The sequence below is a fragment of the Seinonella peptonophila genome, from assembly GCF_900129355.1.
GTDB lineage: Bacteria > Bacillota > Bacilli > Thermoactinomycetales > Thermoactinomycetaceae > Seinonella > Seinonella peptonophila.
The window spans coordinates 122,665-148,924 of the sequence record NZ_FQVL01000004.1 but is presented as its reverse complement, the minus strand read 5'-3'; the positions used below and the strand labels follow the sequence as shown (position 1 = coordinate 148,924).

Annotated in this window: 22 protein-coding genes and 1 riboswitch; of the genes, 16 read left to right on the top strand and 6 right to left on the bottom strand. The window is 40.3% G+C overall.

What is annotated here, in order from left to right; genetic code table 11:
• The first annotated feature begins 77 nt into the window (after positions 1-77).
• On the top strand, positions 78-1,097 hold the full coding sequence (holB, locus tag BUB71_RS09100) for a DNA polymerase III subunit delta' (protein ID WP_073154528.1): 1,020 nt from the start codon (positions 78-80) through the stop codon (positions 1,095-1,097).
• On the opposite strand, the gene asnB is transcribed toward holB, so the two are convergent.
• A complete protein-coding gene (gene asnB / locus BUB71_RS09095; RefSeq protein ID WP_073154527.1) occupies positions 1,054-2,904 on the bottom strand; it encodes an asparagine synthase (glutamine-hydrolyzing) in 1,851 nt (616 codons plus the stop codon). The genes holB and asnB overlap by 44 nt on opposite strands.
• 217 nt (positions 2,905-3,121) lie before the next feature.
• Between asnB and BUB71_RS09090 the strand changes: the two genes are divergently transcribed.
• From BUB71_RS09090 to BUB71_RS09080, 3 genes are all read left to right on the top strand, one after another.
• Positions 3,122-4,441: a helix-turn-helix domain-containing protein gene (locus BUB71_RS09090; RefSeq protein ID WP_073154526.1), complete on the top strand. Its 1,320-nt coding sequence runs from the start codon at positions 3,122-3,124 to the stop codon at positions 4,439-4,441.
• A gap of 490 nt (positions 4,442-4,931) precedes the next feature.
• Positions 4,932-5,465, top strand: a complete 534-nt coding sequence (locus BUB71_RS09085) for a PadR family transcriptional regulator (RefSeq protein WP_245815560.1) — start codon at positions 4,932-4,934, stop codon at positions 5,463-5,465.
• A gap of 91 nt (positions 5,466-5,556) precedes the next feature.
• The gene (locus tag BUB71_RS09080) at positions 5,557-6,759 is read left to right on the top strand and encodes a macrolide family glycosyltransferase (protein WP_073154525.1); all 1,203 of its coding nucleotides are present in this window, start codon (positions 5,557-5,559) and stop codon (positions 6,757-6,759) included.
• A gap of 148 nt (positions 6,760-6,907) precedes the next feature.
• Here the strand turns inward: BUB71_RS09080 and BUB71_RS09075 are convergent, their stop codons facing one another.
• From BUB71_RS09075 to BUB71_RS09065, 3 genes are all read right to left on the bottom strand, one after another.
• Entirely contained in the window at positions 6,908-8,023 is a 1,116-nt protein-coding gene (locus tag BUB71_RS09075; protein ID WP_073154524.1) for an MFS transporter, read from the bottom strand.
• Between the two features lie 355 nt (positions 8,024-8,378).
• A complete protein-coding gene (locus BUB71_RS09070; RefSeq protein ID WP_073154523.1) occupies positions 8,379-8,705 on the bottom strand; it encodes a hypothetical protein in 327 nt (108 codons plus the stop codon).
• Positions 8,706-8,750: 45 nt separating this feature from the next.
• Positions 8,751-9,590, bottom strand: coding sequence for a bifunctional 5,10-methylenetetrahydrofolate dehydrogenase/5,10-methenyltetrahydrofolate cyclohydrolase (locus BUB71_RS09065; RefSeq protein ID WP_073154522.1), 840 nt, complete (start codon positions 9,588-9,590; stop codon positions 8,751-8,753).
• Between the two features lie 20 nt (positions 9,591-9,610).
• A riboswitch (ZMP/ZTP riboswitch) is annotated at positions 9,611-9,698 on the bottom strand.
• Between the two features lie 92 nt (positions 9,699-9,790).
• Between BUB71_RS09065 and BUB71_RS09060 the strand changes: the two genes are divergently transcribed.
• The 3 genes from BUB71_RS09060 (at position 9,791) to BUB71_RS19845 (ending at position 13,493) form a co-directional block, all read left to right on the top strand.
• Positions 9,791-10,723, top strand: a complete 933-nt coding sequence (locus BUB71_RS09060) for an alpha/beta hydrolase (RefSeq protein WP_139279045.1) — start codon at positions 9,791-9,793, stop codon at positions 10,721-10,723.
• A 74-nt stretch (positions 10,724-10,797) separates the two neighbouring features.
• Entirely contained in the window at positions 10,798-10,989 is a 192-nt protein-coding gene (locus tag BUB71_RS09055; RefSeq protein WP_073154520.1) for an LPXTG cell wall anchor domain-containing protein, read from the top strand.
• A gap of 80 nt (positions 10,990-11,069) precedes the next feature.
• Positions 11,070-13,493, top strand: coding sequence for a hypothetical protein (locus BUB71_RS19845; RefSeq protein WP_073154519.1), 2,424 nt, complete (start codon positions 11,070-11,072; stop codon positions 13,491-13,493).
• 21 nt (positions 13,494-13,514) lie between these two features.
• Here BUB71_RS19845 and BUB71_RS09045 read toward each other — a convergent pair whose 3' ends face one another.
• Positions 13,515-14,411, bottom strand: a complete 897-nt coding sequence (locus BUB71_RS09045) for a DMT family transporter (RefSeq protein WP_073154518.1) — start codon at positions 14,409-14,411, stop codon at positions 13,515-13,517.
• Positions 14,412-14,560: 149 nt separating this feature from the next.
• On the opposite strand from BUB71_RS09045, the gene BUB71_RS09040 reads away from it, so the two are divergent.
• The 4 genes from BUB71_RS09040 to BUB71_RS09025 all read left to right on the top strand — a co-directional run bounded on the left by BUB71_RS09040 (position 14,561) and on the right by BUB71_RS09025 (position 18,144).
• Entirely contained in the window at positions 14,561-15,709 is a 1,149-nt protein-coding gene (locus tag BUB71_RS09040; RefSeq protein ID WP_073154517.1) for a hypothetical protein, read from the top strand.
• Between the two features lie 385 nt (positions 15,710-16,094).
• Positions 16,095-17,261: a hypothetical protein gene (locus BUB71_RS09035; protein WP_073154516.1), complete on the top strand. Its 1,167-nt coding sequence runs from the start codon at positions 16,095-16,097 to the stop codon at positions 17,259-17,261.
• 80 nt (positions 17,262-17,341) lie between these two features.
• Positions 17,342-17,848: a DUF456 domain-containing protein gene (locus BUB71_RS09030; RefSeq protein ID WP_073154515.1), complete on the top strand. Its 507-nt coding sequence runs from the start codon at positions 17,342-17,344 to the stop codon at positions 17,846-17,848.
• The gene (locus BUB71_RS09025) at positions 17,845-18,144 is read left to right on the top strand and encodes a DUF1294 domain-containing protein (protein ID WP_073154514.1); all 300 of its coding nucleotides are present in this window, start codon (positions 17,845-17,847) and stop codon (positions 18,142-18,144) included. Before BUB71_RS09030 ends, BUB71_RS09025 begins: the two co-directional genes overlap by 4 nt.
• Positions 18,145-18,165: 21 nt before the next feature.
• Here BUB71_RS09025 and thyX read toward each other — a convergent pair whose 3' ends face one another.
• Positions 18,166-18,882, bottom strand: a complete 717-nt coding sequence (gene thyX, locus BUB71_RS09020; RefSeq protein WP_073154513.1) for an FAD-dependent thymidylate synthase — start codon at positions 18,880-18,882, stop codon at positions 18,166-18,168.
• 142 nt (positions 18,883-19,024) lie between these two features.
• Between thyX and BUB71_RS09015 the strand changes: the two genes are divergently transcribed.
• The 5 genes from BUB71_RS09015 to BUB71_RS08995 all read left to right on the top strand — a co-directional run bounded on the left by BUB71_RS09015 (position 19,025) and on the right by BUB71_RS08995 (position 26,240).
• The gene (locus tag BUB71_RS09015; protein ID WP_073154512.1) at positions 19,025-21,067 is read left to right on the top strand and encodes a hypothetical protein; all 2,043 of its coding nucleotides are present in this window, start codon (positions 19,025-19,027) and stop codon (positions 21,065-21,067) included.
• A gap of 841 nt (positions 21,068-21,908) precedes the next feature.
• Positions 21,909-22,964 carry a glycoside hydrolase family 16 protein gene (locus tag BUB71_RS09010; RefSeq protein WP_073154511.1) on the top strand — a complete coding sequence of 352 codons (1,056 nt, stop codon included), beginning with the start codon at positions 21,909-21,911 and terminating at the stop codon, positions 22,962-22,964.
• A 626-nt stretch (positions 22,965-23,590) separates the two neighbouring features.
• The gene (locus BUB71_RS19080) at positions 23,591-24,640 is read left to right on the top strand and encodes an FUSC family protein (RefSeq protein ID WP_139279044.1); all 1,050 of its coding nucleotides are present in this window, start codon (positions 23,591-23,593) and stop codon (positions 24,638-24,640) included.
• A 178-nt stretch (positions 24,641-24,818) separates the two neighbouring features.
• Positions 24,819-25,400: a YhcN/YlaJ family sporulation lipoprotein gene (locus tag BUB71_RS09000; RefSeq protein WP_073154509.1), complete on the top strand. Its 582-nt coding sequence runs from the start codon at positions 24,819-24,821 to the stop codon at positions 25,398-25,400.
• 90 nt (positions 25,401-25,490) lie between these two features.
• A complete protein-coding gene (locus BUB71_RS08995) occupies positions 25,491-26,240 on the top strand; it encodes a polysaccharide deacetylase family protein (RefSeq protein ID WP_073154508.1) in 750 nt (249 codons plus the stop codon).
• The last annotated feature ends 20 nt before the right edge of the window (positions 26,241-26,260 follow it).

Here is a 26,260-nt window from a genome sequence, read left to right as displayed (position 1 = left end):
CTTTTCTTCGATCCACTGATCTGTTTTCATCTGACCCCGTTCTGGTACAATGGGATCAGAAACGCGAGGTGGACAAATTGTCATTCACAAGATTTACTGGTATAGAACAAGTGATTTCTTTTTTTCAAAAAGCCCTGCGAAATAAACGCATTGCGCATGCATATTGTTTCTATGGTTCTCATGACACAGCAAAGGAATTGTTTGCAAAAGAGCTTGTCAAGGCGATCCATTGCGAAGAAAAAAGAGATGATGCTTGCGGGAGTTGTCGTAGCTGTCGTCAGATTGAACATGGAAACCACCTCGATGTTGTCACACTTCAGCCTGAAGGTTCATTGATCAAAATTGATCAACTACGACAGTTACAGCAATCATTTCGCTACAAATCCTCTTCATCCAAGCCCAAAGTTGTCATGATTCATCATGCTGAGAAAATGCGAGCAGAAGCAGCAAACAGCTTGCTGAAATTCTTAGAAGAGCCAGCTACTCCAATGGTAGCTATCCTCTTGACTGATCAAGTCCAGTCACTGCTACCAACCATTCGTTCTCGATGTCAGCAAATCCGTTTCCCATCACTATCTCCCCATATCCGTAGCCAACAATGGCAACAATATGGACTTTCTACTGAACTCGCCAAGCTATTTGCTCATCTTCATCTGACTCTACCATCAGAGGAGAAAAGTATTGATCCCAATGAATGGCAAAGACGCATTACTCAGATCATCAAATGGAACGAAGCAATACTGAAAAGTCAGAGCCAAGCACTGCTGCAATTGGAATCCGAATGGTTCAAGCAGGAACTAGAGCAAAATCATCTACCATTATTGCTTGATATTCTTTTATTATGGGATCGGGAATTGCTACTCTTTATGGAAAGCGGACAAACTTTCTTGTTCCCTTCTTGGTTTGAGGACATAAAAAAACAAGCGTTCACAAATGAACCTAAACCCTTGATACAAGGATTTCAACAAATTATGAACGCTCGTATGCAATTAGAAAATACCTTCTTACAGCCAAAAAACATTATGGAACGTCTCGTTCTTGAATTAAGCACACCTACAAGCGAATCTGTACCTGATACGTTTCAAGCCATTGATTAAGCTGTAGAAAGTACGCAAACAGTTGAGGTACGTTCATCAACTGTCCAAACCAAGGAAGATGTACCTTACTTACATCTTGTTTCATAAAGGATTCCACTTGTCGTCGATCAATCAGTTGGAATAGCGGAGCTTCCTTTTGCTGAAGTAGGTAAGTGATTCGACTTTTCATCTCTTGGACGTATCCAGGATGATGTGTTTTGGGATAGGGGCTTTTCTTCCGTTCCACAATCTCTTTTGGAAGCAAATCACGCAACGCATAGCGTAGTAGCCCCTTTTCTCGCTGTTGATAGGCTTTCATCGACCATGGCACATTCCATACATATTCAACCAATCGATGATCACAAAAAGGTACGCGAACCTCTAAGCCGACTGCCATACTCATCCGATCCTTACGATCTAATAGTGTAGGCATCCAACGTGTTAAATTCAGATAGAACAGTTCTCGCATCCGTTCATCTAGCGCACTCTCTTCACCAGTCAAACGAGGAACCTCGCTCAATGCTTCTTGATACCTTGCATCTACATAAGAATCTGGTTCAATCATTACTTTGATTTCCGGGGAAATAAAAGCTTTTCGATCCGCTTGATGCCTTGACCATGGAAATGTATCAGCATGGATCAACTCTTCGCGATGAAACCAGGGATACCCACCAAATACCTCATCCGCACATTCCCCTGACAGAACAACCGTAGAAACTTTTTTGATCTCACGACAAAAAAGCAATAATGATGCATCAATATCTGTCATTCCAGGGTGATCCCGCGAAGATAATGCTTGATTTAATGTATCAATCAGTTCAGCATTGCTTAAAACAATTTCATGATGATTCGATTGAATCGCTTGAACCATTTTCTGTACCCAAGGTGCATCCCGATTGGGCTGAAATTCATTCTCCTGGAAATAATGCTCATTATCTGCATATTCAATCGAAAATGTATCGAGTTCCCCTCTACCTTCTTCAGAAAATACCTGTGCAGCGCAAGCTGAAATGGCACTTGAATCAAGCCCACCTGACAGCATTGTACCAATGGGCACATCTGAAACCAATTGACGGCGAACCGTATCAAAGAAAAGTTCTCGAACAGTTTCAACTGTTGTTTCCCAATCATCTGTATGAGGTTGACTTTTTAGCTCCCAATATGGCTCCATGTGCAAACCAGCTCGACTTAAACACCCCCAATACCCAGGCTTACATTCCTGAATTCCTGCAAATATACCTTGACCTGGTGTACGTGCAGGTCCCATCAAAAGTACTTCTGCTACTCCTGTTCGATCTAAAACTGGCTCCACTTGAGGATGAGCCAGTATTGACTTCAGCTCTGACCCAAATAGGAAGCTACTTCCTTGTTGTATATAAAAAAATGGCTTTACACCTAATCGATCTCGGGCAAAAAATAATTGTTCTCTACATTCATCCCAGATTGCAAATGCAAAAATGCCGTTTAGATAAGTCGGACATTCTTCTTTCCATTCTGCATAAGCAGCTAGCACAAGTTCTGTATCACATGTTGTTTGGAAAGTATAACCACAATTGATTAATTTTTTTCGTATTTCATCCATGTTGTATAACTCACCATTATAGGTGATAATGTAACGTCTTCCACCAACTTGCTTAATCATGGGTTGCAGTCCGCCCTCAGGGTCAATCACAATTAAGCGTCGATGCCCTAACAAAGCATGCTTCGATACCCAAACTCCTTCTGCATCAGGCCCACGCATCTTTTGTGTTTGATTCATTCGTGATAATTTATCTTTCTCCTGACTGATATTACGAGTAAAATCAACCCAACCCGTAATTCCACACATCTTTCACCACACTCCCTTGCCAGCAACTGGGCGTTACCCTATTTTATGTAGGCAAAGCGTAAAGCGTGACTTCAAATTATCCCTTTTTATTTTTTCTTCAGAATGGAAATGTGATTTTTGATATTAAAATCTACACATTTTAGAATATATTTACCATTCCATTTTAATAGAAATAGTGTATTCTAAACGTATATCCCTTAGGTAAGGATGTGGACCATTGGCTGAGTTCTATTCATATCAGTATGGGGAAATCCTACGCAAGCTCCGTAATGAGCAAGGGCGAGCGATGAAATTCTTTGAAGATGATCGACTATCGCAAGCTACTATTTCCAAAATTGAAAATGGACACCCCCATGTTAGTGAAGAGAAAGTTAAACTCTATGCCGAACGCCTAGGTACCAATTTAGAAGCACTTCCTCAAATCTTATCCGAAGAACAAGAGCGGCATGAACGCATTGAGCTAAAGTTACTTTCTGTGGAAAACTATATTGACCTTTTAGGGCCTGATATCGGATTAAAAAAATTAAAAGAACTACAAGTTAATGATGATGACCGTTATAAACCAATTCTTAACTACTTAAAAGGAAAATGTTATTTCCATAAGAAACTATTAAAAAAAGCGAAAACCTTTTTTTTAAAAACAATCATGTATATCAACCAAGAATCATCCTTTAATCATAAAAACTTAAAGTCCATTTGCCTGAATAAATTAGGTAGAATTGCAAATGTCGAAAATAATTTAGAAGAGGCACTGAATTATACACAAGAAGGAATTCGAGAATTTGAAACAGATCAGAAGCGCGAGTATGTTCTCTACTCTCTCATGACAAATAAAGCGATCTATCTTGAAGAGATGGGATTACTCGAGCGATCGCTACAAACGATTCAAAAGATTAAGGAAGCGCAGCATGGGGCCAAAACAATGGATGGCGCTTTAAGTTTATTTGATCTCGAATCACGTATCCTGAATAAGAACCAGATGTATAGTAAAGCGATTGCACTTGTCAAAGAAGGAATAGAACTTGCACGGATCAATCACATGTATGACCGCTCTTTTGCGCTTTGGAACACATTTGGCAATATCAACTTTGATATGAATAAGCTAGATGAGTCCAAAATCTGTTATCGCACGGCTCTTGATTTAAAAGAAAAAATTACAAAAAAGCGCCCGATTATCTCCGTGTATAAACAACTTGGTATTATTGCACAAAGACAAGGAGATATAGATTTAGCAAAGGAATACTTAGAGAAATCAATACAATATGGTGATAAGATAAGGGATATGTTACAATTCATAGGTGCATTTATAGCCTATGGAGATTTTTATCGAAAGCGCTTGCTATTTAGAGAAGCGAGCCATCAATACCAACAAGGTTTGGAATTAGCTCAAAAATACAAGTATCTAGAAAAAGAAGAAGAAGCCTTAGCAAAATTGAGCGAATGCTTCAAACACCTCGGCAATGATGAACATTATCTCGATTATTCACAGCAACTTCAATCAGTAAGAGTTCGACTCTTAGATGGAGGTGATGGTTGATGGTGCATGTAACCAAACCACCAACGGATACACCAACTGAGACAACAGGTACTTAAACAATGAAAAGCATCTTTCCTTAGACGGAAGATGCTTCTTTTTCAAATAAAACTTAATCACTGGGAGCGTATAGTTCATTAAAGTAGATGCGAGTTGAAATTAATAACCGAATATTCTCAATAATTTAATGGTGATGATGTATTGGACTTTCATACCTTGTTTCCCTTAGGATCAATATCCCAGTCACCTACTCAGCCCAAAAAGCAAAGTCAGATGTACTTAGGATTTATGTCGTCCGTTGTCGTTGGATTTGAAAAAGAAAGGACTGGAAGATTCCGTGTGAATACATATTTCTAAAGATCATAAGACCTTACAATATATATCTATTAAATATATTGAATAAAATATATCTTAAAGATATAATAAATGTTATAAACCCTACTGAATGGGAGGAGGAAACGCAATTTACGAGTTATATATCCTTGGTGAATTAATGGGTGGTAATTTACACGGCTATTTGTTACACACGATTCTTAATCAGGTGGTCGGTCCATTACGTAAAATTAGTTGGGGTGTTTTATACCCATTGATCCGCAGATTAGAAGATGAGGGGCTAATTGAGCAAGTTCTGGATGAGCAAACGCACAAAGGTAGGGGAAAAAAGAGAAAACCATATCGAATTACTCAAACTGGCAAACATCAATTTTATTTGTTGATGGAAGAGCCGATAGCGTATACAGCAGACTATGATTTGCATTTTCAAATTAAGCTTTCAAATTTTTGCAATGTAAAAGATGACGTCAAACTCATTATTTTGCATCAATATAAAGATCATTTATGTTTTATCCGTCGGCATATTGAAGATAATAGAGCCCAAATTGTTCATTTCAATCAAATACCAGATGTGGAAAAGCCACATATTTTAAACGTTCTTGATCTTCGCTCTAAACAGGTTGAAGTTAATGAACGATGGATCGAGGAAAAGATTCAAGAAGTAAAGAAAGCGTTATCAGTTGATAATCATTGAGACTACTCAACAAATTACAGATTGCGACTATCAATAGCGCTATGAGAAGCCATTTCCAGTTATGTACAATTACTTATGAAAGGTGATAACTATGTCACGAGTTTTATTTGTCAATACAGGCGCTGAAGGTCATACTAACCCCACTCTTGGTATTGTTCAAGAGCTTGTTCGCCGCGGAGAAGAGGTTGTTTATTTTACTTCGGCTAACGATGACCGTATGGAAGCGATGGGCGCTTCTGTACGTACATTTGATGGCAATAAATTTTTAAAAGCGTTTCTAGAAGGCGGAAGATCTGGTCTTCTCTCCAGAGTGAATGGTCTTCTACGTACAGCCGATATCGTGATCCCCAGTGTTTTGGAGCAGACAAAGGATGAAAGATTTGATTACATGATCCACGACTCTATGTTCGGATGTGGTCGTTTGCTTGCGCAAATACTTAACTTGCCTACAATCAATTCATGTACAAGCTTTGTACTCAAGCAAACCATCTTTAACAAGATGTTGGATGAATTTGCACACCATGCCCCCGCAGCACTCAATGATCGTTTAAATCAAAACTTTCAGCAGTTGGTTCATTCTGTGCAAAGGAAATATCATGTGAAAATCGACTCACCATACGAAGTATTCTGTAATCCAGCTCCGTTAACTCTTGTCTATACGACTAGGGACTTCCAACCAGAAGGAGACAGTTTTGATGAATCATACAAGTTTATTGGACCGTCTATTACACCACGGTCATCTAATCAAAATGAATTTTCTAATTTGAAAACAGATAGTCTGATTTATATTTCTCTTGGCACGGTGATTAACCAGGCAATGGATTTCTATCGGCTTTGTTTTGCTACTTTTGCCAACACGAAACATACGGTTATTCTGTCTGTTGGCAGTCAAACGCAAATTGGGGAATTAGGGGATATTCCTGAGAATTTTATTGTGCGTCATTATGTACCACAGCTCGAAGTCTTGCAACATGCTAATTTATTCATCACACATGGTGGAATGAACAGCACTTCTGAAGGGTTGTATTATGGAGTACCATTAATTGTATTTCCTCAAAGTGCTGATCAACCCATCATTGCACAAAGAGTGGCACACCTTGGTGCAGGGGTTCAGTTAAAACAAGATGGGTTAACTCCTGATATTTTTAGAGAGGAGGCAGAGCGCATACTCGAAGATTCTGCTATTCATGAGGTATGCAAGAAAATTGGCGATTCATTTCGTGCGGCAGGAGGCTATCAACGAGCTGTTGATGAAATATTCGCGTATAAACGAAGGATAGGGTTAAATCATTAACACATCATATATTCAAAATATTATAAATCATGATATCCACCTGTATATATGTAGGCTTACCATCCCCATTACGTGCTCAATGTTGCAACACGAGTTAGGGGATGGTATTAGCTTCTGAGCGAGATGTGTAGCATTTCGAATTGACTCCTCAGTTATGTGCTCGAGCATGCAGCACAAACAAGGAGATGATACTGATCATCAGGATGGGAAGAGTGATGTACCAGATGGCGTCGAAACCCCACTGGCTATTCAGACGGGAGAACCCGATAGCTCCAAAGCCCTGCCCTAATCCAATCATGACAACAGGAATGGATACGCCGATCGGTCGCTGACCGGAAGCGCGAAAGGCAACTTGTTTCAGGCAGATGATCGCTATACCAATTGCTATCCCGAAAACGAGACCAGCAATCAGAATCAGAGGCGTCTGACGGGTAGGAATCAGGACATTGCCTATCATGATCAAGAACAAGCCGTAACCGACTGTTCGAAGATCGCCGAGTCGATCCGATACACGTACCAGAAGGAAACCACTTACTCCACAGGCAAAGTACTGGATGGACACTGAAAGTCCACCGATCTTTTCCCCATTGTTTATCGGGAGCTGTGGAAGATAAGTGAACACTGCCATCTGGCAGCAGGCGACTACAGAAATCACAACTGTAGAAATGACCAAGTGCAGGATGTTACTCTGACCCCCTTCTTTGGCCTCCTTAGCTCGCCGAACCGATGAATGAGAAAAGAAGAAAAGTGCCAGACAGAGGGTGGCAATCAAGCCAGTCCCAGCACTTCCCCACATCCACTTCTGAGAAGAAGTAACCAGTGCTGTACCGATCATTGCAGCAGTTGATGCGGAGCCGTAGGTAACTGTGGAAAACCAACCCATTAAGCGTTTCTGTTTGCCTTCAGGTGTGGTTTCGCGGAGATAGGTGCTAATGACCACCATCAGTGCATCGTTGACTAGACCATGTCCCAGACGGACCACGATCAGCCACTCATAGCTGGTTGCCCACAGATATCCGAGATTAACTCCCAGATAGAATGGCAGGAGTGTCAATCCGACTGTTTTTGTTCCGAATTTGTGGAGGAGAACCCCCGCAGCCAGCGCTCCAACCATGAGACAGATTGGAGTGACACCGATGATAATCCCGATCTCGTCTTCACTAAATCCTCTTTTTTGAAGGACGAGGGCAAGCGATGAGGCGTACCAACTCATCACAAAGACGATCGCTGCTCCTGCAGCAATACTTAATTGTTTGCTGTTCATTGAACCCCTAGCTCTTTGGTTCCTAAGAAGCCAAATGGACTAGCTTCTCCGTCAGGACGGACCAGATATCATTCTTGAATCTTGGCATCGCAATTATCTGTTTACTAAAGGTTAACTAAAAACTATTAATTGTTCAACTATAATTGATTTTTACTCAATATGATTCTCCATCATGTTCAAATTATGATACAAATCCTCTTCACATCTAGTTATCTTATTCTTGACCCTAATATATTCACTGTTTTACTTATTCATTGCACAGGTCTTGCTCAACTCCTGTTTCAATCAGTTATGAGAAGTAATTCATACAAAAAAGCACCTTCCTTTTAAGAAGGAAGATGCTTTTTTCATCATGTCAATGAGGCAATCCTGCCTGTTCAATCGCTACTTTGGTTTGATCTGTACCAAGTTTGTAAATCATCCGGTAGATGGCAGAAAGTTTAGCATCCTCCGTCCAACTCTCTTGCATCCGTTCCTGTGTTTCATAAGGAATATGTGCTTTCAGAAACGATCGAAAGTCACTTTCTTCCATTTCTACAAATAAACTTTCTAATTGAGCTATCTGCTCTGGGGTTGCTTCAACCTCATAATCATAGTAAGGGTCATCTGAGACTGGCATTTCATGAATTTGTCCTGCATTTGCTGCTGTATCAATCGATATATAATATCGTTTTTTATCCATCCATTATCACCTACCCATGATTACCTTACCCCGATTGATCATGAGTCATACCCTACGTTCTGCACTATCTACAGTATGCTTCATCAGATACGATATAGTGACGGGACCTGGTCCTCCTGGTACAGGCGTAATGGCTCCAGCCACTTTAGAACAGGATTCAAAATCAACATCACCAACATTACCCTCATTATATCCAGCGTCGATTACGACAGCACCTGGTTTAATCCAATCACCTTGTACAAAGTGCGGCTTTCCTACCGCAGCTACGACAATATCAGCCATTCGTAAACAACTAGGCAAGTCTAGTGTCTTTGAATGACAGATCGTAACCGTTGCATTTCGCTCTAGCAACAACATTGCCACTGGTTTCCCCAAAATAGGGCTCCGTCCGATCACTACAGCATGGGCCCCTTCAATTGGAATTTGATAATAATCCAGAATGCCAATAATCCCCGCAGGGGTACAGGAAGGGAACTGACCAAATCCCATTGATACTTGCCCAAATCCCCAACTGGTGACACCATCTACATCCTTTTCAATTGCAATCGTATCAAAAGCTTTCCGTTCATTGATCTGACTCGGGACAGGGTGCTGAAGCAATATACCATGTACTTCGGGATTCTGATTCAGCTCCACAATTTGCTGACAGAGCTCTTCAGTGGTTGTCTCTTCAGGCAAATGAATGCGTAATGACTTCATGCCCAACCGTTCGCACATTTTCCCTTTCATTCGTACATATGTCTCCGATGCTGGATTATCACCGACAAGAATTGTTGCTAAGCATGGTATAACCCCATGTTCACGCAACTTCTCTACCCGTTGCATCGTCTTCTGATTGGTTGCTTCTGCTACCCGAGACCCATCTAATATCAATGGCTTTGCCATTATAGCACCTCCAACAATATCATTATTGCCCAGGCGAACGGCAGATTCTAAGATAGCAGTTTCCCCGTGGTCAGTTCCACTTTTCTATCGCCAGTCACTGCAATCGGTATTATTATATATACAAAAGCCGTTACTTTCCAATATAAAAGGAGGAGTTTGTAATACAGATTCTCGAAAATCTGTTGATTTGGATCATAGGATTGTTTACGATCGTCGTCATTAGTATTAGTCTTTATGGCTTTTATCGAATCACCCAAACAAAAAAACAATTGGCTGATCGTTGTTTTCAGATTGTGGAGAATAGAGGCTTATATTCTCGACAGGAATTTTCTCTATTACCAAAAGAAGAGGTTACCATCAAAAGTAAGGATGGTCATCAATTGCATGGTTATTATATCGATGCATTTCCCGAGCAACAAGATGTTGTGATGATAGTTCATGGATATACAGTCGCCTATCCTTGGTCCATGCAATTTGCCTCTGTTTTCCTCAAAAAAAGATTTAATCTTTTGGTGATTGATCAACGGGCGCATGGTGAAAGTGAAGGTCGCTATACTACGTATGGTGTTCAAGAAAAATATGACATTGAACGCTGGGTGGAGTGGCTAAGAACTCGTAAAGGAAGAAATGTAAGAATCGGCTTTCATGGACAGTCACTAGGCGGAGGTACAGTATTAGAATATTCACGCCTATCAGATGAAATCATGTTTATGATCATTGATTGTAGCTATGCTGATTTCTCGGAACTAGTCAAATACCAGATACGTCGTCTCTATCGAGTTCCACTATTTCCAGTTTACTATCTGATCCAATGCTGGGTGTATCTGTTCGCTCGATTTAAACTCTCAGAAGTTAAGCCAATCACGGCTTCTGCTAGCAGCAAGTTCCCAATTTTATTCATCCATGGCAGCCATGATTGGTTTATTCCACCATCAATGTCAAAACAACTTTATGATGCGAAGAAGGTGGGTAAAAAAGAGTTAGTCTTCATTGAAGGCGCTGGACATGGAAATTCGCTTCCTCATAATCGAAAACGATATGAACAAGTAGTAAAGAATTTTTTAAACGAGATTTCGCTGGAGATGAATCAATCAAATAAAGGCGACCCAATCAAGATAAAACAAGGTTTATAGGCTTTTCCAAGCGGGAAGGTTGTTATGAAATATTTTTTTATTATTATATATGAATTAATTTTGAGGTGAATAAAATGAAAAAAACATTTCGTTTATTAACTATATTTCCCTATTTATTAACTCTTCTGCCAATTCAAGCCTTCGCAGATGATAATCAATTACCAAACACAGCAACAGATTATCCAAATATGGTCTTAATTGGTGCTTCCATTCTCATATTGGGCATTCTGTTACTCGGTTGGCTTTGGTGGCGAGACCGTTATTAAATACATTTATTAATTAAATAAATTCTGTTACAATCATATTAAAACTACTACTCTTCTACAAAGAGGAAGGAGTGTTAAGGGTGAGAAAACTAAGTTTATTAACGATTTTTGCACTTCTTTTTGTTGCTGTTTTACCATATAGTACTTGGGCTGAAGAAGATAATCCAACGACACAAGGCACTGACAATCAACTCCAACCAAACCAACAGCCGATTCTAAAGGACCCTTCAGCAGCTCACCCTGGAGAATTAGATACCAAAGCCAAGCTAAAAGAATACCAACTCATCATTGAACAATATCTGCATAACCAAAAAAATCTAGAAAAAAATTATGTACTCTCTTCTACTTGGCGAGGAGATAAGAAATCATCAATTCTCAATCAGGATGCTTCGTCTGCTGAAGTCAGAACGATTCCAATCTCAGAAATTGACAAAGATTTAACGAAAAACAAACTAGATGTTACTTATAAGAAAGGGATTGCCTCACCAGTAAGTGTTGGAAAAAACACTGTCACCATCGAGAAAAAGGCCGCAATCTTTGATCTCCAAGTCAAACCAAATGAAGACAATTTAGTCGTAACAGCCAAACATAAGACACGACCTGGAGATTGGAGTTTTACCATAACTGGTAAGAAAAAGATCATCATTAATAAAGCTAATCTTCAAGAAACCAGTTTCATCGTGAAAAAAGATCAACTCTTTGATGCAAATGATAAGAAAAATCTTAACTTTACTGTTAAAGCAACCTATCTGGGAGTAGGGGTTACCAATCAAATTTCACAATCCTCGAATACAATCAATGCTGATTTGATTAGTTTGTATACGAATACACAAGAAAAGAAAAGCCTCTTCCCTGCGAAAACTGAAGAAACACCAAAAAATCCAGATCCTAAAGATCCGAACCCTAAAGATCCAAAGGATCCCAAAGACCCTCAAACTCCAAAAGAGTTAACGGTTCCAATTAAAATTTCTAAGAAAGTAAATGCAGCTGGTGACTTTGTCATCACAACAAAGCTCGACGATAAAGGAAAAGAAGCCACTGGAACTTGGGATTTTCTTTTTGGTAATCAACAAGTAACCAAAACAGATAAATCTTCCACTACTTTTACCATCAAGAAAAAAGATATCAAGGCCGGAAAATATGATTTGACCATTACCTTTAAAGGGAAACAAGGTAACCAAACAGTAACAGCTAAATATCAACTGACCATTACCATTCAAGATGATCAAACATCACCAAATGAGAAAAGTGATATAAACGTCTCCGTCTCTGCAGGTGAAGATCAAAAACTGTATGTCAAAGGTAAATTAAACAATGCGACCTCCGCTGATGGAACATGGACTGTACGCGTAGGTACAAAAGAACAAGTACAATCAACGAAAAAAGCAGAAGTAGCGCTCACTTTTGCAGATGTGATGAACAAAGATCAATCTATGCCCATCAAAATTGAATTTAAAGGCAAAGTAGATGGTAAAGATAAAACGGTTCACTATGTAGGAAAATTGGTTCCACTGTTAGTTACTACAACAGAACAGAAAAACGGCGATTTTACTGTAACAGCAAAAACAGGTGGTACTGAAAAACCAGTCGGCGCATTCCTCTTCTATCTGGGTAGTAAAAGTAAAACTGTAAGTGAAGGGAAAAACCAAGCTACAGTCACTTTCAAGAAAAATGAACTACCTTCTGGTTCCACCAAACTTTCTGTACTTTTCCGTGGAAAATCAAAATCAGAAATTCTTCCACTGATTAAAGAAGAATCTTTCAGTGATCAAAAACTAGAATTAAATGCTACGATCAAGGCCGAAATAAAAGGTCAACAACAAGAAACAGATCAGACGGAAACACAAAATAAAGATGAACAACAGGTTGAAAAGAAATTTAAAGGTGATGAAGGTCAATTAAACGATGATCAACTTCCAAAAGTTCAACCTCTCGGTTCGATCGAACAAAATAGCGATTTACAACTGAATCGTTCAAACCTTACATTGAACCAACATTCATTTATCTTGCTCAATGACCAAAAACAAGAAAAACCAAAAGAAGAAAAGCCCAAAGAAAAACCTAAGAAACCAAAAGAAAAGCCTAAGAAAAAACCTAACATCACCATTTGTCCTCCACAAATCAAAACAATCGAGTACTTAGGTGCATATATGAAAAAAGTTGAGTTTAAAACGCCAACTCCACCTAATGATCAAGGGGGCAAAGTAGCTGGCGGTGATAAAACAGGGGATACGACGAAACCACCTAGTGATCAAGGCGGCAAAGTAGCTGGTGGCGATAAGACAGGGGATACGACGAAACCACCTAGTGATCAAGGCGGCAAAGTAGCTGGTGGCGATAAGACAGGGGATACGACGAAACCACCTAGCGGAAGTGCAGTTGGTGGGCCACTACCTAAAACAGCAAGTACTTTACCTACTTCCTTGCTCTACGGACTTCTTTTATTGCTAATTGGAGGAGCTAGCTTAGTCTGGGCTGCTCGCCGTGAAGCAAAAGGAAAATAATGAAAAAAGCCAACTCCTCTCTCATGAGGAAGCTGGCTTTTTCTTTGATTTTTGAGTATGCTTTGCTGCACCTAACCAAACACCTATTATAATCAATATTTCACCCAGCCATTGCCAAATTTCGAGCGAACCATGACGGACAAAATCAAAGATGACTGCGAAAAAAGGAATCAAGAAAAGATAATATAAAATTTGATCAATTCTTATCTCACGTAATCCAGTCAACCAAAACCAGAGAACACCGCCAGCAAGCCCTATTCCTAAGTAGATGATCTCAAAACCATCTTTCAATGTGATGGCAGGTAGTCCTTTTAACCAAAGCTCAATGACTGTGATCGGTAATAGAAAGATCAATCCATTTATCATACCAATTACATGACTTACAGAGGCTTTATACAAAAACATCTGCTGTTTTCCTATAAAGACATAGAATGAAAACGAAATCACACTTAGAATCACTAATAAATAACCAAGCCAACTACTTTCAACCATTGATATTTCGGAAATTTGAATCGTTAAAAAAACACCTATCAGCGCTACACAGATCCCTGACCAAGCAAACTCGTTAGGACGGTAAGTAAGAATCGACCAACTTAAAACAAGTATACAAACGGGAGCTAATGATTGAATCATTAAAGTATGTTGGACAGAGATAAAAAGAAGCCCCATGTGAAGTAAGCCAAAGCCAAGCACTACGCCCATTAAACCAAAAATCACATGATTTCGATGTGCAATCTGACTCGTCTTAAATCCTTGCTTATAGGCAAAGGGAAATACGAAAATCAACCCAATCAAAAAAATAAGTGTTGTCAATGTGAAAGGTGGTATCTTTCCAATCAAGTCCTTAATCAGTGAAATCATCGATCCCCAAAGAAACATAGCAAAAATAATAAAGATGATATTTCGACTCCCCTGCAAAACAAAACCTCCAATCATCGATTAAATCATCGGTATTCTATTTTATAAAGCATTCTATCATTCTAAAACAAGGGATTTCTATATTAATTTACAAACTACGCTCAATTTGATATTCTTTTAATAAATTTATACTTATGAGAGGTGAAAAGATGCGACGCTTTTCAATTTGGGCACTCGTTTTCTTATTTATCACCGCTTTATTTCCAGTCGGAGCATCTGCTGAACCAGCAAAAAGTAAGCGTTTAACGATCGAATTATCCGGTCAATTTGCAGATAACAAAGATTTGATCCTTACTGCCTCTCTAAAAGATGTAAAAAACATAAAAGGGAATTGGACGATTAAATGGGATAACAAAACTGTCCAAGAAGAGAAGGATAGTAACAAGGCTACTTTTTCTTTTACCATTCCAAATTCGAAAATGCATCTTCAAGTACACTACCTTGAAATTAGTTATTCAGGTAAAACAAAAGATCAATCAATTAACGGTTATCGTAAGCTAAAGTTAGAGAAAAAACAGTCTACTCCTGAGAATGGTAATGGTGATGTAGATAGTAATGCTGGTAACCAGCAAAATCCTAGCTCCACTGCTGGTAATGAGCAAAATCCAAATGCCACTGCTGGTAACGAGCAAAACCCTAGCTCCACCGCTGGTAATGAGCAAAATCCAAATGCCACTGCTGGTAACGAGCAAAACCCTAGCTCCACCGCTGGTAATGAGCAAAATCCAAATGCCACTGCTGGTAACGAGCAAAACCCTAGCTCCACTGCTGGTAATGAGCAAAATCCAAATGCCACTGCTGGTAACGAGCAAAACCCTAGCTCCACCGCTGGTAATGAGCAAAATCCAAATGCCACTGCTGGTAACGAGCAAAACCCTAGCTCCACCGCTGGTAATGAGCAAAATCCAAATGCCACTGCTGGTAACGAGCAAAACCCTAGCTCCACCGCTGGTAATGAGCAAAATCCAAATGCCACTGCTGGTAACGAGCAAAACCCTAGCTCCACCGCTGGTAATGAGCAAAATCCAAATGCCACTGCTGGTAACGAGCAAAACCCTAGCTCCACCGCTGATAATGAGCAAAACCCAAATGCCACTGCGGGCAATGAGCAAAATCCCAATAGTACCTCTGGATCAGAGAATAACTATGTTACACCACCAGCAACAGATCAAATTAAGCTAGGTGGGCCACTGCCTAAAACAGCCGGTCTAGCACCTACAGGCATTTTTGTTGGATTTCTTTTATTAATCAGTGGGTCATTACTCTATCTATACTTTCAGCGTAAGCAAACGCTGTAAATCAAAAAAGCCTTCTCAATCATGAGAAGGCCTTTTTTGCTTCATTAACCAATTTTGATATTACAAAACGTGCAAGGAGACGGATTTGGTTTTTGTTTTTGATCATTTGCTAACAAGTTAGAAGAATCACTCGAATGGGTAAAAGTAAATAGTGCACCAAATACACTGCAAATAACCAGAAAAGTACCAATCCATTTCACCATAAGATCACCCCAAAGTCAGACTTGCTATCGAGAGAGTGATGATAGCTTATCCGATTAATTAGACCCGGTATGTATCCGGAATTTGTATTACTTTACTGTAAATTATTTCAATATCAATCTCCAATATCCTGCTAAAAAGGAAAATAAAAGAAAAATAATTATTTGATCAACAGGGGGTTTCTATGATTGATCAATTGATAAAACAGTCTTCTCCCACAGCCATAAGCGATTGGTTAAATGATAATGATATAAATTCCTTTCCGAAAAATAAAAGTAAATGGAATCTACTGATTGAATTTTTGCTCAATCGGATCAAATTTCACTCAGATGATCTGAGATGGCTATACTGGATTAAAGTATGTCATGATACGATTCAACAAACCAGGCAGCTTCATATCTTTTCGCCTATTGAAATCAGTGAAAAAATGCTCTCTTTCTCAACCTTATTAATCCTCTGCCATCCCATCACACCAGCTACTTATCGTTGGATCAACCCACAACAACGTGTGCATGAATTTTTTTCTCTTTTTAAGCACTTGCCACGTGAACTTAAACAGTGGGATCTATCTATACAAAAAATGTTGAACACAAAAAAAAGAAAACTTGCCCCGCATTGGAGAGTACGATACGAACAAGTACAAATGGTTCAACAATTTTTATATTTCATTTCCTATCTTCTTCCTTTGATCCCTGATCAATCTCCGCTCAAAAATCAGTTAAGTGAATGGTACCATTATTTCCCTTCATATAATCTCTTTCAACAGTTACAAATCAAACACAACTTTTCACTTCATTCACCTAAAGAATTCATCACTTGGTTTCACAGCTCACAAGATCAACTTTTACAACTAGAAATAGAATCTTGGAACCTTCTCCTGACAAGGATCCGAATTCAGATCTTCCTCTCATGTCATTTTTCATCATTAGAGTGGACTAAGATTTACTTCTCTTTGTTAGATCAAGGAGCTGAATATCAACAAGCGTTTAAATGGAGCTTTCTGGACAAGAAAATCGATATGATTCGTTACTTACAAATCTCCTCGCATCATGGGGATCAATTTTATGTAGATTTTTTAGTTAACGAATTCTGTCAACTCTATCCCTTCTCTGCGGATGAAGCAAAACGAAGATCCATCACCATTGAAAACCTCTATCAAGAAATAGAATATAAGCTATTTCAAAATGAGAAATGGTCAAAAGAATACCACCTATTGAATAACCTACAACTTCTTCTCCGTAAACTCTTTTCCCTCAAACAATGGCTAACTCCTCGTTCTCATGCTTACCATACCCTCCAACGGTGGCTCTTAAAATTCCCTCATCTTGATGAGACGAGATCAACTCACTAGCACCATATAAGACCAAGTAGACTTTTGTATAGACTTCTACTATCATTTGAATTAGGTTCTTCAGGAGAGGAGAAAAATGAATGCCCGTTGATTTTGGTTTCTTTTCCTTTGATTGGAGTGTGCTTTGGTGGGGTATCGTTATCCTGCTATTTTGTTTATCTTACCTTGGACTTGTCGTTCCTGGTATACCTGATGCTCCTTTGATGATGGCCGGTTTCCTTGTCTATCATTTTCTAATCGACAGTGAACCACTTGGTTGGTGGTTTTGGTTATTAATGATTGGACTTGTGCTTGCCATGATGTCGCTCGATTGGTTATCGGCTGGCTTTGCAGCAAAAAAATTAGGCGGCTCTAAAGGAACGCTTGTTGCAGCACCATTAGGGATTATCTTTTTCTTTTGGATGCCTTTTGGTGTATTGTTAGGTCCCTTTATTACTGTCTTCGCACTTGAAATCTACTATAAAAAACCCGTCCAGACAGCAGCAAAAGTAGCTGCTGGTACAGTGGTTGGATTTATCAGTAACATTGTTGTCAAACTTATTCTCTTAACTTTGGCGAAAGCCTGGTTCTTCTATTTGGTGGCATGATGATTATCTATTTAATCATAATAAACTTAATTGCTTTTTTTATGATGGTCTATGATAAGCGTCAAGCAAAAAACCAAAAATGGCGAGTTCCAGAAAAGCGACTTTTTATGATCGCTCTGATCGGTGGAGCCGTTGGTCTTTTTGCTGGAATGCGCTTGGTTCGTCACAAAACCAAACATTGGACTTTTGTTATTGGCATCCCTTTTTTGATTCTACTTAACATGATCTTACTGTATCCGATGATCTACTATAATCCTATGGAATGGTTATCAATACTGGTTCAGTTTAAAAAATAAAGCTCACCTCTAATGGTGAGTTTATTTTACCTCTTCTTTTTTGATAAACTGTGCAATGGCGTTTGGGAATTGCGCTTCACTTAATTGTAAAATTGCCTTCGCATAGAGTTGTATTTCTTTTTGTGCATCATGCTCCAAGCGCTGACTGAGGAAATGACAGACTGCTTGAAGTGAGGCAGTCCAATACCACCGTACATAAAGACCATACGCTGGCAAGAAAAGCCGAGCCTGTTCAGCGCAGATCCCCGCATCTAAAGCAGCTTGATATTTCTCCAGTCCTTGTTCTATGTACTCCATCAATGAGGCTGTAAATGCTTCACCTTTTTCCCACTCAATGGGTTGACCACTACCCTGCTTAGAATTGTCCGGCTTACTCCTCCATTCATCTTTCCTTGGAACATAGAAGACTGGTTCCTCCGTAATATAACGTCGACTTGATTCATTCCAAGCATCTAAACTATCGCCTGTCCCCTCCATATGAGCTGATCCGACTACATATTTCCACCATTGACGTGCGACCATGAGTGGGGCGTAGATTTCAAATTGTAAGACTGCATGACGAAAAGGGGAAGTATGTCCTTCACGAGCAAGAAAACGAATCAAACGAATATCTCGATCTGTTAATTCTTTTGATTGTTTCGCATAGGATACCCTCGCTGCATTCACAACTGTTAAATCTGAACCCATCTTATCTACTAAACGTACATAACCTTGATCCAAAACCTGTATAAACGACATCAATCACTCACTCCATCTTTTGGATTCAAATGCTAAATTTATTATGGGCATATTCAAACAGTTTGTCTAGGGTAGGGAATGGGTATAGATGTATCAATGTTCTTTTCTTCTCTCCATGACGAACAGATTTGAGGTGTTCATCATGAATTTAACCGAATGCCTTCAAGAACTATATTATGAATTAAATCATCTTCATATCTTTTATGAAACGAAGCAGATGCCTCAATCTAGAAATCAAGTTTTTTTTGGGGATGAGGTTCTTGCCTACTATACAGATCAACTCATTACACACGCTCAAGGAGATATTTTTGAATCTACTTCGGAAATGCTCTATTACCTCGATGAATCCTTCTTCTTTGAAGATATTACGATTAAGAATTATGAATTTTACTTTGAAGACCTCTCTCCTGATGCTTGTCTCTCCTTTATTATTTTTTATTGTCGACATCGAGGCATTCCCATTAAGGATTTTCCATATGATTGGATCGATTACTCCATCCGCTGGGAACTAGGTGATGTTAAAACAACAGGAAAACCTTTTGAGTCTTGGGGTTGTTTTCATAGCGCGCTAGCTCATAGTTTTTATATCATTGAAGAGCAGATGGACAGTTATGGTAAAATCGATACAATCGTAGATCCAAACAATGTCCTAGATGGGCTAAAAGCATGTATCTCCTTAGCTGTTTCTCTTCTAATTGAAAATGTCCCTCCCTATAACCTCCCTTTTCTGGAACATATCGATGAATTTAACCGCGCTTTGTCCTATTTAAAAATGGAATATCAAAAATATATACTACGACTTAAAAAAGCAACAATTACTCAATTAGAATTACCTATGATTGATTCAGAAAAGACAATGCTGGTAAATGCTTTTATCATTACAGAGAACACCTACATTGGATTGCTAAAATCTTTCTTAATTCATGAAGAAGAACATTCTTGGCTTCAATCTGGATTTCAATTTTTTGCTATCCACCGTCCAGAATTAAAAGGGACAGGCAGAGATATTGTCATTCAAGTAGATGCTCGTTTAAAAGTTCATCTAAGAGATTTATGGGAGATGTTAGAGGATTTAGAAAATGAACGATGGCTTGGGACACGTCCACAAGTAAAGATTTCACCTGATCGATTTATCGCCACACAACCTTGGAATGACCGATGGGATACGTATCATACAATTACAGCTCCAAAGATGATCGATGAACGAACATTTGGCTCAAAGTTAGAATGGTCCGATGTCGTAGGTGCGATCTGGGAACTTTACAATCCAGCAAAGTCAATTACAGTAAATCCATTCTTTCATGATGGATCGATTGGAGCACCTTGTCGGATTTATGAATGCAAACCCATCTTATCTAACAAAAAATACCTTACTGCTGCAAAATGGAACTCTCTAGGACAACAACAAATCCTAGTTACTTCGCCAACGATGCAACGTTATTTGGCAGTCTGCGCTTCTGGACAATATCAAGATCAAGTCCCCCCTATTTATCCATTACCTTCACCAGAGTCCTTTGATTTCCTAGAAATACCTTCTGGTTTTATTGTCATCCACCCTGAAGGAGTCTTTATTCTAGATGATTGGAACAATAAAAATCTTGACCTAACTACCTACCGAAAAGAGATGCAAAAAATTGTAAAACGTTTTATTGCCTTTCAGGAAATTCACCGTGAATGTATCATGATTATGAACAAAGTTCAAAACTGGTTATTTGAAGGTCAAGCTCTTTCAAGCGCAAAAATCCGCGAAATCAATAACTGGCTAACTCTAAATAAAACCAAAATTCGTCACACCATCTTAACCACTATGTTCTCTTCTAACGACTACTACTTACAGCTTTTCCGAGATACGATTGAAAAGCGTTGGGCGATTCAAACACAGTTAAACGAGCTGTACGATACGGTTAGTGAATTAGAACAAATGGTAGAAAATCATACAAATATGAAAAGTAATCGTTTAATCGTGTTGATTACGATCTTCGGTTTTCCGGTTATGCTCTTTAGCAGTCTATTTCAAATGATCTTTGAAGATGTACCCAGTCCCAAATGGCTGGGAGTTCATTGGGTAGGGCTATTTATGTTTATTGGTCTTTCATTGATTAGTATCTGGGCAATAAACCGATATTTAAACGTATCTACCAAAAGTGAACATAAAGCCATTAAAAAGGCTAGGGATCGCTCCTAGTGTCAGACTGAAGAAAAACCTAGTTGAGCGAGTGGAGAGGTGATTGGCAAAGTTCCATTTCGGGCGCAACTTAGCGGAATGGCAGCTGAAGCGGCATTTTCCTTTCGGGCAAACTGTTCGAGTCTCCGCAGGCGGATGCCGAAAGAGGCGAGTTTTGCTAGTGAACAATTCGTCACCCGGCTGCCCGGCCGCGAAAGCTGACAGAACGCGGATAGACCCACATCTTTGCAAACCCGGGTCGGAGCGTCGCCGAGAACCCCGAGCATGAGCCATTATATGACTTTGTCTACAAACGAAGGCTAGGTACCACCCCTAGCCTTTACTTTACGATGCATTTGATTCCTTAGATTTAGGCATAACCTTGTAGTTCGAATATATTCTCATCACGTTTAGGATTGGAATTGTGAACAATTTTCCCTCCACCCATATACATTCCTACATGGCTGTTGCCAGCATACAAGAAGTTGAGATCAACTTTTTTCAACTTCTTCAATAAATCTTTATTAACCTTTGCACCTTTCCAGCGATCTTCTTCCTTTATGAATTTGCTGAAAAGTTGTCTCTGAAGACTGAATATTTAGATATTTTTATAGAGCCATTTAACAAAACTCGAACAATCTAAACAACCCGTACTATCTTTCTTTGGAGGGTTAGAAACTAAATGAAGATTAGTTCATCCGGATCAATATCGATTTAATAAAATCACACAATAAGTAAATCTAATAATGATTACTATATATTATATATATAAACATCAAACATTTCTTTGAATATCGATTTTATATTAGTATAATGTTTGTAAGTTGCTTTTAAGTCTAAATATTTTTATAGGAGTGAGTAGATGAAAAAACCTTTTCTCATCATTGCCATCGCTCTTGTTCTATCTGTCATTCCCATGTACAGTTTTGCAGTAAAAGGAGAGACTCTCCATAGCTGGAAATGGTATCCGTATATTGATCCCGAGCAGGAAATTATCTCCCAAGATAACCCAGAAAATTCATCAGATAATCCCCCAAATAACCAATCTAATGAGGATCAACAGCCAAGTGGTGAAAATGAAACAAATGTACCAAACAATGACGCTAACATGCCAAAAGGGGATCTACCTGGATGGAAGCAAGTCTTCAGCGACGATTTTGAAGGGGTCACGTTGCCTAAAGGCTCTTTTAAAGATTGTAAGGAAGAGGGCTGTCAAGGGCTACCTGAACCAACGCAAAGTAACTGGGGTGCTTATCCCAATACTTACGATGACACTGCTGGGTTATGTAACAAAGGTTCAAATCGATGTCCTACTGGTCAAAAGTATAAATTTGGTGGAGTCTATGATCCAGAAAAAACGGTTTCCATTGTGAAAGAGAATGGAGACGGTGTCATGAAAATTGATATGTTTAACGATGGTCAGAAAAACCACGTAGCAGCGATGATTCCAAAAAAAATGGCAGGGAAAAAATATGGTCGCTACGCCATCCGTTTTAAAACAACCAAAACCCCTGGATATAAACTGGCTTGGCTCCTTTGGGCAGATAATGAGGAAAAATGTAAGGGGTGTGAAATCGATTTCCCTGAATTAGAGCTAGATAAGAAAATCGCTGGATTTGTTCATCCAAAAGGTGGTGGACAGCAGGATAGTTATGAAACAGGAGCCTCATTTGATCAATGGCACACTGCCGTAACAGAATGGACACCAGGTAAAATCAAATTCTACCTTGATGGAAAAGAAGTGAAACAATCTGGTTCTGGTAAAACAGAATCGACAAATAATATTCCAGATGAACCCATGTCTTGGATCATCCAATCGGAAAGCTCTCTTGACCCAAGTTCAGTTGCAGAGCCAAATTCAAAAGCAACTATCTGGATCAGCTGGGTCGCTGGCTGGGAATATGAAGGCAAACAATAATGCTTACACATTAAACCCAACTTCTATGATAGAGGTGGTCAGACTGATGAAAAACCCAATTGATTAAAAGGAGAGGGCATACAATTGGGCTGAAGAAGGAGAAATCGTGATTTCGCTGCGGACGGAAAATGCTCCTTAACCCGCATTTTACTTGGCACTACAAAGCCTTGTTAAGTGTAGTGAAGAGTAGGAGGTGGTAGCACGGTCTGCACACTCTGTGCACAAGTTTTGCTAAGCAGCTATCGCTGCAAAGTCTCACTATGACGCGATAGCCGAGTTGATACCGTCCTGAGCAGGCAGACGTGGTGCCTTGAAGACATCAACGCATCCTGAAATGAAGGCGAAGCGTGAAATATGATGGAAACATCACTTTATCTACAATGCCCACCTCTGCTATGGAGGTGGGTTTAGTTTGTAGACAAAGTTACAAGATCGTACGGCGACGTTCTGATCTGGGCTTGCAGGATGTGTGGCTGTCGCGTTTTGTGTTTTACAGTCTATACGCAAATAAATTCCTGAGTTGAATAAATTCAAACATACGCATAACAATCACAATTATGTTATCCTAATGGTACAGCACAACGATTTATTCCCTAGGCATAGGAGGTATTACCTAGGAACTCGAATTGATCGAGGAAACGTTTCGGAACGAGGTGCAGATGCACCACTCTCAAGGGAGAAAAACAGTGAGCAACGACAAACTGACGCCGGAGACGCCCCATCACGAGCCCATCGGCTCCCCGCAACCCGAGACGGGAGTCAAGCTCGGCAAGGATGCTCAGTCCTCGGCCGATCGACGCGGTCAGCACGACCCGGACGTTCAGAACGAGCAGATCGGTTCGGACGACTGGGAGCACGTCAAGGTGCCGCCGGTTCAGAAGGCGCCGGACGAGCAGCCCTCGGAAGGCAGCCAGCACGACACGGACGACCAGCAGCCGCTCATGGTCGGTCAGTGGTCCGAGGAGACGTCGACCAAGAAGCACACCTGGAGGGCGCCGGCCATCATCGCGATCGTCGGGTTCGCCATCGGCGCCTTCGCAGCAGCGGGCTCTCGATTCATCGCCATGCTCTTCTACGCGATGCTCCACGCCGTCCCCGAGGTCAGCCCGACCGGGCGAATCATCATGCTGCCCCTCTTCGCCGGCGGCATGATGTTCCTCTTCTGCGTGGTCAGCCGCGCGAAGAAGAAGCTCGACTGGCTCGACTTCATGCTCGGCAGCACACTCATCAGCGTCATCGGGATCGCCATCCTGATCGCCAAGCAGACGGTCGTCACCACCCGGATCGACTCGTCCGGCTACCCCACCGAGTACATCCGGATGCTTTACCCGGAGCTGGGACTCCACTTCATCCACGGCGCCATCGTCGGCGTGCTCATGCTGGCTTTCCTGCTGTGGCTCAAGTCGGAGAACGCCAAGTCGCTCATCCCGCTCTGGGCCGGACTCGTCGGCGGGATGGTGGCCATGACGGGCTTCATGCTCTTCTACTTCCTGGTCGTCAACCCTTCGGCGCTCGTCGGGACCACGATGGGACTGTGCGCCATCACGTTGTACGAACTGACGTTCTGCAAGCTCGTGCGCCGCTGCTCGCCCGTCGAGTTCGCGCGAGTTCTGGAGCAGGAGCTGCACAACGGCTTCCAGCGAGTGGACACGGCGTTCCGTCAGCCGTCGCAGTGACCTGAGACGCCTCATCCAGAGGCTGTCTTCTCCCACAAGAAGGAGCCCGTCTTCGTCTTCACAGACGAGGGCGGGCTTCCTCGTTCTATATAGATAAAAACATGTAATAATAACATAGATGTATAAAGATAACCTCCTAAAACCATACTACAAAAAACAAAAGATGGAGGTATCTACATTGATTAAGCAACTAAAGATATATTCATTGCTCTTCTGCTCACTTTTCCTCATCATGACGGGCTGTGCCACAACGTCTAAACAAGGGGCACAACACCCTACAACACAAAAAACTCGGACTAAAGCGAACCAAAATATAAATCGTGTAAGTAACAGACGCGATCAAGTTCCTTTTAATCGAGTAAATTATCCCCAACAGCCAACCCATTATAATCGGATGGGTACTACGACTCATACTACTGCAACGAACTATCGGTTAGCAGATCATGTGGCAAAGAGAGTCACTCACTTAAAAGAAGTGAAAAATGCTACAGCTGTCATCAATGGCAACAAAGCATATGTAGCTGTCGCTTTACGTGGTCACCATGGAAATGAAAAAATGACCAAGTCGCTTGAACACAAGATTTCCAAACAAGCTCGAAAAGTTGATCCACGACTACGTCATGTATATGTATCGACAAATCCTGATTTTGTGGGTCACCTAAACACTTATGCACGTCAAGTGCGTAATGGTCATCCAATCCACGGTTTAACCAAGAATTTATCAGAGATGCTCTACCGAACATTCCCAACAGCTAGATAAAGGGGCAAAATGTTACCAATCAATGTGGCTGCTGACCTTTCGCTAGTTCAGCAGTTTTTTATTTAAAACAACCAATAGAGGAAGATGAACATGACCTATAGATATGGGATGGTTGTCATGCTTTGTCTCACACTTGTAATAGCTGGATGTTGGGATCATAGTTTTGCTGATCAGTTTCTTGATGACCCAAAAGGACGCAAGTACTATGAACAGCGTGGCGAAATTATCTGGGAAAAACCAATGAAGAAAAAGTGGATCGCGCTTACTTTTGATGATGGTCCACATCCAATGGTAACTTCTGAAATCCTTTCAATACTAAAACAGTACCATGCGAAAGCCACTTTTTTCTGTATGGGAGCGAAAGTAAAGCTACGCCCACATATTGTCAAGAGAATGATTTCAGAAGGTCATGAGATCGGCAATCATACCTATCATCATAAAAAGTTACAACGTTTATCTAGTCAAAGTATCCAAAAGGAAATGGATTTATCTCAACAAATTACCATGAAGACAACAGGTAGACGTCCAGTTCTCTTTCGACCACCAGAGGGATACTATAATGCAGATATTATTAAATTAGCCAAGAAGAATCGACAACAAGTAATCTTATGGAGTTGGGATCAAGACACAAAGGACTGGCGTAATCCTTCAGTCTCTTTTATCGTGAATAAGGTGACGAAAAACGCCAGTAATGGCGATATTGTTCTTTTTCATGATACACAAATGGTAACGGTCCGAGCATTAAAACGGATTATACCGATTTTAAAAAAAGAAGGTTATCAGTTTGTAACAGTATCACAATTGATCCAAGGAGTTACAGGTAAAAGTGTTACACATTAACTATAGGGTTGCTCAATCAG

Bases quoted from the DNA above. Each gene is read 5' to 3' on its own strand.
- asnB (WP_073154527.1), bottom strand. From the start codon at position 2,904: ATGTGTGGAATTACGGGTTGGGTTGATTTTACTCGTAATATCAGTCAG.
- thyX (WP_073154513.1), bottom strand. From the start codon at position 18,882: ATGTCGTTTATACAGGTTTTGGATCAAGGTTATGTACGTTTAGTAGAT.
- BUB71_RS09080 (WP_073154525.1), top strand. From the start codon at position 5,557: ATGTCACGAGTTTTATTTGTCAATACAGGCGCTGAAGGTCATACTAAC.
- BUB71_RS09070 (WP_073154523.1), bottom strand. From the start codon at position 8,705: ATGGATAAAAAACGATATTATATATCGATTGATACAGCAGCAAATGCA.
- BUB71_RS09085 (WP_245815560.1), top strand. From the start codon at position 4,932: ATGGGTGGTAATTTACACGGCTATTTGTTACACACGATTCTTAATCAG.
- BUB71_RS09035 (WP_073154516.1), top strand. From the start codon at position 16,095: ATGATTGATCAATTGATAAAACAGTCTTCTCCCACAGCCATAAGCGAT.
- BUB71_RS09025 (WP_073154514.1), top strand. From the start codon at position 17,845: ATGATGATTATCTATTTAATCATAATAAACTTAATTGCTTTTTTTATG.
- BUB71_RS09010 (WP_073154511.1), top strand. From the start codon at position 21,909: ATGAAAAAACCTTTTCTCATCATTGCCATCGCTCTTGTTCTATCTGTC.
- BUB71_RS08995 (WP_073154508.1), top strand. From the start codon at position 25,491: ATGACCTATAGATATGGGATGGTTGTCATGCTTTGTCTCACACTTGTA.
- BUB71_RS09065 (WP_073154522.1), bottom strand. From the start codon at position 9,590: ATGGCAAAGCCATTGATATTAGATGGGTCTCGGGTAGCAGAAGCAACC.
- BUB71_RS09040 (WP_073154517.1), top strand. From the start codon at position 14,561: ATGCGACGCTTTTCAATTTGGGCACTCGTTTTCTTATTTATCACCGCT.
- BUB71_RS09075 (WP_073154524.1), bottom strand. From the start codon at position 8,023: ATGAACAGCAAACAATTAAGTATTGCTGCAGGAGCAGCGATCGTCTTT.
- BUB71_RS09015 (WP_073154512.1), top strand. From the start codon at position 19,025: ATGAATTTAACCGAATGCCTTCAAGAACTATATTATGAATTAAATCAT.
- BUB71_RS09055 (WP_073154520.1), top strand. From the start codon at position 10,798: ATGAAAAAAACATTTCGTTTATTAACTATATTTCCCTATTTATTAACT.
- BUB71_RS09030 (WP_073154515.1), top strand. From the start codon at position 17,342: ATGCCCGTTGATTTTGGTTTCTTTTCCTTTGATTGGAGTGTGCTTTGG.